Here is a 7839-nt window from a genome sequence, read left to right on the forward strand (position 1 = left end):
CGCTGGCGACGACATCTGACGGACAGCTCCTTTTCTTGCGTCCTCGCTCGAAACGATACGCATGCCGAGCGCGAATTTCTCACCTCCATGCCGGCGGGACACCGGGATGTCCTGCTCCGATGGCATTCGACTTGACGGTCGATCGCTGGCACTATTAGAACACGTTCTAGTGCTGCGCGGGGCGTCTCCGGCAGTGCCTTTTCATGTCGACCGAGGAGTTCAGGTGGCCACCACCATCACCGACGAACAGTTCGCGGCGCGTGAGTTGGTGCGTGATTGGGCCGCCGGGTCCGGCGCCACAGCGGCGGTCCGGGCCATCGAGCAGGGCGAGCCTGACGCCTGGCGGCCGGTTTTCGGTGGCCTGGCCGATCTGGGCTTGTTCGGTGTCGCGGTCCCCGAGGACTGCGGCGGCGCCGGCGGCAGCATCGAGGATCTGTGCGCGATGGTCGAGGAGGCCGCCAAAGCCCTGGTCCCCGGCCCGGTAGCGACCACCGCGCTGGCCACGCTGGTGGTCGCCGATCCGCAGCTGCGCGCCGCACTGGCGTCCGGCGAACGCACCGGCGGGGTGGCACTCGATGGTGACGTCGAGTTCGACGACGCCACCTCGCGCGCCTCGGGCACGGTGCCCCGGGTGCTGGGCGCCGACGCCGGCGGCCTGCTGTTGGTGCTGGCCGGCGGAAAATGGCTGCTCATCGACTCAGCCGCCGCCGACTCAGCTGGCACCGTGGCGGTCGAGCCGCTGCATGCCACCGACTTCTCCCGGCCGTTGGCGCGGGTGGTGCTGACCTCGGCGCCGGCCACTGTGCTGGACGCCGCCGCGGACCGGCTGGAGAACCTGGCCGTGACTGTGCTGGCCGCGGAAGCGGCGGGAATCGCCCGCTGGGCGCTGGATACCGCCGTCGCATACGCCAAGGTGCGTGAGCAGTTCGGCAAGCCGATCGGCAGCTTCCAGGCGATCAAGCACCTGTGCGCCGAGATGCTGTGTCGCGCCGAGCAGGTGGCGGTAGCCGCCGCCGATGCTGCCCGCGCGGCGGGCGATGCCGATGACCGCCAGTTGTCCATTGCCGCGTCTATCGCCGCGGGCATCGCTATCGAGGCCGTGAAGGCCAACGTCAAGGACTGCATCCAGGTGCTCGGCGGCATCGGCATCACCTGGGAGCACGACGCACACCTCTACCTGCGTCGGGCCTACGGGATCGGGCAGTTCCTCGGTGGGCCGGCGCGCTGGCTGCGCCGGACCGCTGAGCTGACCCAGGCCGGTGTCCGCCGTCGGCTGAGCATCGACCTGAGCGGGGTCGCCGACCTACGCCCCCAGATCGCTGAAGCGGTCGCCGAGGTCGCCGCGCTGCCCGAGGAAAAGCGCCAGGCGGCGCTGGCCGAGGCGGGGCTTTTGGCGCCGCACTGGCAGGCGCCATACGGCCGCGGTGCCGGACCGGCCGAGCAGCTGCTGATCGATCAGGAAATGTCGTCGGCGGGTGTGCCGCGGCCCGACCTGGTGGTCGGGTGGTGGGCGGCACCGACCATTCTCGAACACGGCACGCCCGAGCAGGTGGAACGATTCGTGCCAGCTACCCTGCGCGGCGAAATCTTCTGGTGCCAACTGTTTTCCGAGCCGGGAGCCGGCTCGGATCTAGCGTCGCTGCGGACCAAAGCGGTGCGCGTCGACGGGGGCTGGGAGCTGACCGGCCAGAAGGTGTGGACGTCCTCGGCGCACAAGGCGCGGTGGGGTGTCTGCCTTGCCCGCACCGATCCCGACGCCCCGAAACACAAAGGGATCACCTACTTTCTGATCGACATGAGCTCGTCCGGCATCTTGATCCGGCCGCTGCGCGAAATCACCGGTGACGCGCTGTTTAACGAGGTCTTTCTGGACGGCGTGTTCGTCCCCGACGAGATGGTGGTCGGCACGGTGAACGACGGCTGGCGACTGGCCCGCACCACACTGGCCAACGAGCGGGTCGCGATGGCCCAAGGCACTGCGCTGGGCAACCCGATGGAACAGCTGCTCGCGGCGGCGGCAGAGATCAATCTCGATGTCGCGCAACAGGATCGGTTGGCGCGATTGATCATCACCGCGCAAGTCGGCTCGCTGCTCGACCAGCGCATCGCCCAGCTCGCGGTGGGCGGCCAAGATCCCGGGTCGGAATCCAGTGTGCGGAAACTCATCGGGGTGCGTTATCGGCAGGCCCTGGCCGAATACCGGATGGATCTGACCGAAGGGGCGGGTGCCGTCGAGGACAAGATCGTGCACGATTTCCTCAACACCCGCTGCCTGACCATCGCCGGCGGCACCGAGCAGATTCTGCTCACCCTGGCCGCCGAGCGGCTACTCGGCCTGCCGCGCTAGCCGCTCATCAGCTCGCCGTGTGCGGGCGTGGTCAGCGCGGAGGGCCAAGAATGACCTGTCCGAACTTGGCTGCTCCCTCGGTCATACGTGCGGGCGAGATTTCGAAACCCTCCGGGCGCGGCGTTGCTCTGTCACGACCGGCGTAGCGGAACATACCTTCGATTCCGGCGGGGGTGTTGATCATGAGCAGATCCGCTTTCTTGGATGTGATGCGGTATGCGTGCGGAATATTCTTGGGCAAGAAGACGATCCCGCCTTCCGATAGCTCCAGCTCCTGGTCGTCGTACCAGACCAACGCGGTCCCTTTGATCAGCATGAAAACCTCATCCTCACGCGTGTGTTTGTGGTACGGGGGTGCTTCGCCTTCGTTGACATCGAAGCGTCCGATCATCAACTGGCCATCGGTGGCCTTGCCGTCGAGCAAGATTGCCAGTGTGCCGCCGTCGAGCCATTCCAGTTGCTGCTGCTGCTCCGGTTGCGCCAGGTATGCCATGCTCATGAGTCATCCCTATTCGTCGTCGGCGGAAGCACCGACTTGCTCCCGACTGGGTCAGTTGGGCGACTTCAATGTCGGATGGTCGAGAATATCCAGTGCAGTCGAATACGGCCATCGGAACGATCGCGGCGGCCGCGTTTGCTGCGATCCCGTAGGTCGTAGACTCGGAGATCACCGATGGGTACTGTGCTGATCCCGATTCCGGACCGTGACTTCGACCCGACCGAGGTCGCGGTCAGTTGGCACGTCTTAAAGGCAAACGGCCACCGGGTCGTCTTCGCCACCGAAAGCGGCACACCCGGGGTGGCCGACGACATCATGGTCACCGGCCGAGGCTTGGACTTCTGGTCTGCGCTACCGGTGTTGGGCGCCGTAACAATCGTGGGGCGGTTGCTGCGGGCCAACAAGGACGCTCGCCGCGCATATCAGGACATGCTGCAGTCGGCGGAGTATGCGCATCCGTCCAGCTGGAGTGCAACTACCCTGGACGGCATTGACGCGTTGCTGCTGCCCGGCGGCCATCGTGCCCGCGGAATGCGCTCCTACCTCGACAGCGACACGCTGCACCGCCTGGTCGTCGACGCCTTCGCCCGCGGGGTGACCGTGGCCGCGATCTGTCACGGTGTGCTGCTCGCCGCCCGTAGCGTTGATCCCACCACCGGTCATTCGGTGCTCTACGGCCGCCGGACCACGGCGTTGACCTGGGCGCTGGAACGCACCGCCTGGCGTCTCAGCCGGATCACCCGCTTCTGGGACCGCAACTACTACCGCACCTACACCGAGGAGCCTGGGCAGGCCACCGGCTACATGTCTGTGCAGTCGGAAGTCACCCGTGCACTGAAAAACCCGGTGGACTTTTGTGATGTCGAACGGGGGTCGCCGCACTGGCGGCTCAAGACCTCTGGAGTGGTGCGCGACACTGCGACCGATTCGCGGCCGGCATTCGTCGTCGACGACGGCAGCTACGTGTCGGCGCGCTGGCCGGGCGATACCCACACTTTCGTAAAGGTGTTGTCGCAGAAGCTTTGACGACCGCGCGCACTGGGCGGTATGCAAGTTGTTAACGTGGAATGATCTTTGAGTTGAAGCCACGCCGCAGTCACCTGGGATGGTCATGACCGATTTGCTTGATCTTTTCCATCAGTTGGTGCGTTATGAAACCGAGCTATGGAACGCCGTTGATGCTCGGCTGCGCGGGGAGTTCGACCTGCCACTGAGCAGGCTGGAGCCAATGCAGGTCATCGCCCGGCGTCCATCCTGCCGGGTGAACGACATCGCCGAGGAACTGTCGATAACAATCGGTGGGACCAGCAAACTTGTCGGCCGCATCGAAGCCGCGGGCTACTGCGTTCGCCGCGCCAATCCCCACGACCGCCGGTCGTCCGTCATTGAGCTCACCGCAGCGGGGCGGCGAGTTCTAACCAATGCCGTCAAGGCTTTTGAGGACGAACTGGAGACCCGCATTCGCTCGGCCGTCTCGGCGCGATCGTTGCAGCAGTTGTACTCAACCATTATCAAGCTGCGCGCTGCGAACGCGAGCGTCGACGAGGGGCAACGGAGTGCCTGACAGCGGTCTGCACGCTGTGTCGTCAGTCTGGGCAGGCCGCCAAAGCGGGATTATGATTCCGTGGAATATATATCGAGGACGACGGTGGTAAACCGGCTCGTGGAGGGGCTGAGGTGCTGGCAGCGTGGTATGACCGGCAGGGCCCTGCCGCTGAGGTGCTACAGGTCGGAGAGATGCCCGCCCCCGAACCGGGACCGGGTGAAGTGAGGGTTCGAGTCAGGCTCTCCGGTATCAATCCAGGGGACACAAAGAAGCGCGCCGGCTGGCAGGGCACGCCGATGAGCTACCCGCGGATCATCCCGCACAGTGATGGTGCTGGTGTGATCGATGCCGTCGGCGAGGGCGTGGACATCAACCGGATCGGGCAACGGGTATGGACCTATGGCGCCCAGTCCTACCGGCCGTTCGGCACCGCGGCGCAGTTGACCTGTGTACCGCAGCGACATGCGGTTCCGCTTTTTGATGAAGTCTCCGACGAGGTCGGCGCTTGTCTTGGCATTCCGGGCATCACTGCACATCGGGCCGTTTTCAGCGACGGGGCGGTCGCGGGCAAGACGATCCTGGTGCATGGGGTGCTGGGCTCGGTGAGCTCGCTGGCCACCCAGCTGGCGCACTGGGCCGGAGCCACCGTGATCGGCACGGTGGTTCGCAGCGGCGACCTCGAAAACGTTGACACCTCTGTGGTTTCGCATCCAATCGCGCTCGACGACACCGACCCGGCAGCTGCCATCCGCGAGCATGCCCCCGACGGGGTGGACCGTATCGTGGATGTGGGTTTCTCCGAGAACGCTGACCTGGACGCGGCAGTGGTGGCCAATGAAGCGGTCATCGCCACCTACGCGAGCCGCGCCGACCGACCCGAAATACCGTTTTGGCCGTTGCTGTTCGCCAACGTCACACTGCGGCTGCTCGGCAGCGATGATTTCTCCACCGACGCCAAACAGCAGGCGGGGAAGGATCTGACCGCGGCCGCCCGAGTCGGCGCGTTGAGAATTCCTGTCGCACCCGCTCACCCGCTCGCCGACATAGCCGTAGCGCACGACCATGTCGACAATGGACCCCGCAATGGCCGTGTTGTCCTTACCGTCCCCGGAGTGAGTCGCACACTCGGCACCTGATCAGGAAAAGGTGGCCTGCGCGCAGGTGCTCGGTGAGGTGATGTTGACCCCGCCCCGCTGTAGACCACCTGGATATGCATGCAGACGATGACGGGCACGTCGGTACGGGGTTGCCCGGTCCGCCAGTCTGTCGAGTCGATGCGGCCGACCGTTTGGTACTTATCCGGCGCGCCCTCGCCCATGTAGACCGTGGTGACGTTGTCGTGCCCGCCTTCTTTGAAGACCCTGTCGTATTGGGCGGTGGCGTGCACATCCAAGGCCAGCCGGTCGGTCGAGCGGATGTCGGTGCTCTCGCGGGACCTTCGCAACTGTCTTGTCGCAGAAGCTTTGACATCCGCGCGCACGGACGGGGTGGATCGGGTTAGGCCTTACGGTTTTCCGATTTTCGGGGATACGTCGCATTGACAAGGCATCTCGTCGGTGATTAGTCGCGGACTTGCTCCAGGAATCGGTCTAGCGTCTCGCGGCTGAACCCACCACCGAATGCAGCGATGCGGCCCAGCGGGATCGACGCCGCCACCTGCGCGATGTCCACGCCGAGTGCGGGGTCCAAAGTGTCGGCCATCGAGGCCATGGTCTGCGCGGCGAGGGAAGCGAAGAGCGGTCCGGCCGTCGGATGCGCCATAACTTCCCCGATCGTGGAATCCTCGGTCAGCGGGAGGTTCAGCTTGTCACCGTTGACCTCGACGACCGTAGCGCAGCGGATGTCCTTGCTGGAACTGCCGACGTGGATCGTGTATGCGCCGCCCTCGACGATCCAGCCGTCGATGCGCTCCTCCCAGTAGGCGAAGTCGTTGCGGGTGATGCGAATTGTCACGTCCGCCGTTGCTCCGGCGGTGAGGTCGATTACTTGAAATCCTTTCAAGTCCTTAGGCACTCGCCGCACGCTTGAGCTCGGCTTCGACATATACACCTGGATGATCTCACGACCGTCACGATCACCGGTGTTAGTGACGGGAAGCATGACGAGGAGGTTATCGTCGTCGGATTCGACGTGAACCGCACCGTAGGAGAACGCGGTGTAAGACAGGCCGTGACCGAAGGGGTAGGTCACGTCGATCTTGCGCGCGTCGTACCAGCGGTAACCGACGTAGATGCTCTCGCCATAGAGGACTTGGGAGTTCTCCCCTGGGAAGTTCAGAAACGAGGGCGCGTCTTCAAGGCGAACCGGCACCGTCTCAGCAAGGCGGCCAGAAGGATTGACGGTGCCGAACAACACGTCGGCGATAGCTCCACCGCCGGCTTGGCCAAGCAGACCGCCGTCGAGGATGGCTTGCGCCAGCCGGTCCACTTCGGCGAGTCTGACTGCACCTCCGTGAGAGAGCACCACGACGGTGCGCGGCTGCACCGCCACCACCGCCCGCAACACGTGCAGCTGCTGTTCAGGTAGGTCGATGTTGTCTCGGTCGAACCCTTCGGATTCCTCGCGGTCGGTGAGGCCTAGGAACACGACCGCCACGTCGGCGTCGGCAGCGATCGCGGCAGCGTCGTCTCGGAGGCGATTAGCGTCGCCGTCCACATCGAAGCCAGGTGCGTAGAAGACGTCGCCGCGGGCGTGCTTTCGGATCTGCTCCAGCGGGATGTCAAGCCGGGCAGCGTTTACACGGGAACTCCCGCCGCCCTGATAGCGGGGCTGCTCGGCGAACGACCCGATAACCGCCAAGGCACGGCCGGGGTCAAGCGGAAGGAGGCCGTCTTGATTCTTCAGCAGTGCGATGCAGCGCCCCGCGACCTCTCGAGCCAGGGCATGGTGGGCGTCTAGGTCGACGGGCCAAGCCCTTGGTGCACCGTCTGCGATGCGCTGCAACATGGTGAGGACATTTCGGGCTGCGGCGTCGACCGTGGCTTCGTCCAGTTTCCCCGCCTCGACCGCAGCGACGACCGCGTTATCTAGGGCGGGGTCGCCGCCGGGCATCGCGAGGTCTAGCCCTGCGGCCATCGCCGACACCCGGTCACCGACCGCACCCCAGTCGCTGACGACGGCGCCGTTGAATCCCCATTGGCCGCGCAGGATCTCGCTGAGCAGCCATTGGTTCTCGAATGCGTAGACACCGTTTATCTTGTTGTAGGAGCACATGACCGTCCACGGCCAAGACTCGGTGACCACTCGTTCGAAACTCTTGAGGTAGATCTCCCGCAGGGCCCGAGTGTCGACCTGAGAGTCCGAGCGCATCCGGTCGTGCTCGGCGTTGTTGGCCGCGAAGTGTTTGACCGATGCGCCGACGCCGTGGCTCTGCAATCCCCGAACCCACGCCGCGCCGAGCACACCGCTGAGATGCGGGTCCTCGGAGTAGTACTCGAAGTTGCGGCC

Annotated in this window: 6 protein-coding genes and 1 pseudogene; 4 read left to right on the forward strand and 3 right to left on the reverse strand. The window is 65.0% G+C overall.

Annotated features, from left to right (window positions below):
• The first annotated feature begins 223 nt into the window (after positions 1-223).
• Positions 224-2347 carry an acyl-CoA dehydrogenase family protein gene (locus tag ACLQI9_RS22790; protein WP_442375963.1) on the forward strand — a complete coding sequence of 708 codons (2124 nt, stop codon included), beginning with the start codon at positions 224-226 and terminating at the stop codon, positions 2345-2347.
• A gap of 31 nt (positions 2348-2378) precedes the next feature.
• Here the strand turns inward: ACLQI9_RS22790 and ACLQI9_RS22795 are convergent, their stop codons facing one another.
• Positions 2379-2846 carry a cupin domain-containing protein gene (locus ACLQI9_RS22795; protein ID WP_442375964.1) on the reverse strand — a complete coding sequence of 156 codons (468 nt, stop codon included), beginning with the start codon at positions 2844-2846 and terminating at the stop codon, positions 2379-2381.
• 174 nt (positions 2847-3020) lie between these two features.
• Between ACLQI9_RS22795 and ACLQI9_RS22800 the strand changes: the two genes are divergently transcribed.
• The 3 genes from ACLQI9_RS22800 (at position 3021) to ACLQI9_RS22810 (ending at position 5528) form a co-directional block, all read left to right on the forward strand.
• A complete protein-coding gene (locus tag ACLQI9_RS22800) occupies positions 3021-3872 on the forward strand; it encodes a type 1 glutamine amidotransferase domain-containing protein (protein WP_442375965.1) in 852 nt (283 codons plus the stop codon).
• A 79-nt stretch (positions 3873-3951) separates the two neighbouring features.
• Entirely contained in the window at positions 3952-4410 is a 459-nt protein-coding gene (locus ACLQI9_RS22805; RefSeq protein ID WP_442375966.1) for a MarR family winged helix-turn-helix transcriptional regulator, read from the forward strand.
• A 113-nt stretch (positions 4411-4523) separates the two neighbouring features.
• Positions 4524-5528 (forward strand): NADPH:quinone reductase, encoded by a 1005-nt coding sequence (locus ACLQI9_RS22810; RefSeq protein ID WP_442375967.1) that lies wholly within the window; start codon positions 4524-4526, stop codon positions 5526-5528.
• On the opposite strand, the pseudogene ACLQI9_RS22815 reads toward ACLQI9_RS22810, so the two are convergent.
• Both ACLQI9_RS22815 and ACLQI9_RS22820 read right to left on the reverse strand, forming a co-directional pair.
• Positions 5529-5827 (reverse strand): annotated as a pseudogene (locus ACLQI9_RS22815) (hypothetical protein); the annotation flags it as partial.
• A gap of 125 nt (positions 5828-5952) precedes the next feature.
• Positions 5953-7839, reverse strand: a 1887-nt coding sequence (locus ACLQI9_RS22820) for a glycoside hydrolase family 3 C-terminal domain-containing protein (protein WP_442392241.1), incomplete at its 5' end; no start/stop codon positions are given.

The sequence above is a fragment of the Mycobacterium sp. genome, assembly GCF_052143115.1.
Lineage (GTDB): Bacteria > Actinomycetota > Actinomycetes > Mycobacteriales > Mycobacteriaceae > Mycobacterium.

Coding starts and splice junctions, on each gene's coding strand:
- ACLQI9_RS22800 (WP_442375965.1), top strand. CDS start 3,021: ATGGGTACTGTGCTGATCCCGATTCCGGACCGTGACTTCGACCCGACC.
- ACLQI9_RS22805 (WP_442375966.1), top strand. CDS start 3,952: ATGGTCATGACCGATTTGCTTGATCTTTTCCATCAGTTGGTGCGTTAT.
- ACLQI9_RS22795 (WP_442375964.1), bottom strand. CDS start 2,846: ATGAGCATGGCATACCTGGCGCAACCGGAGCAGCAGCAGCAACTGGAA.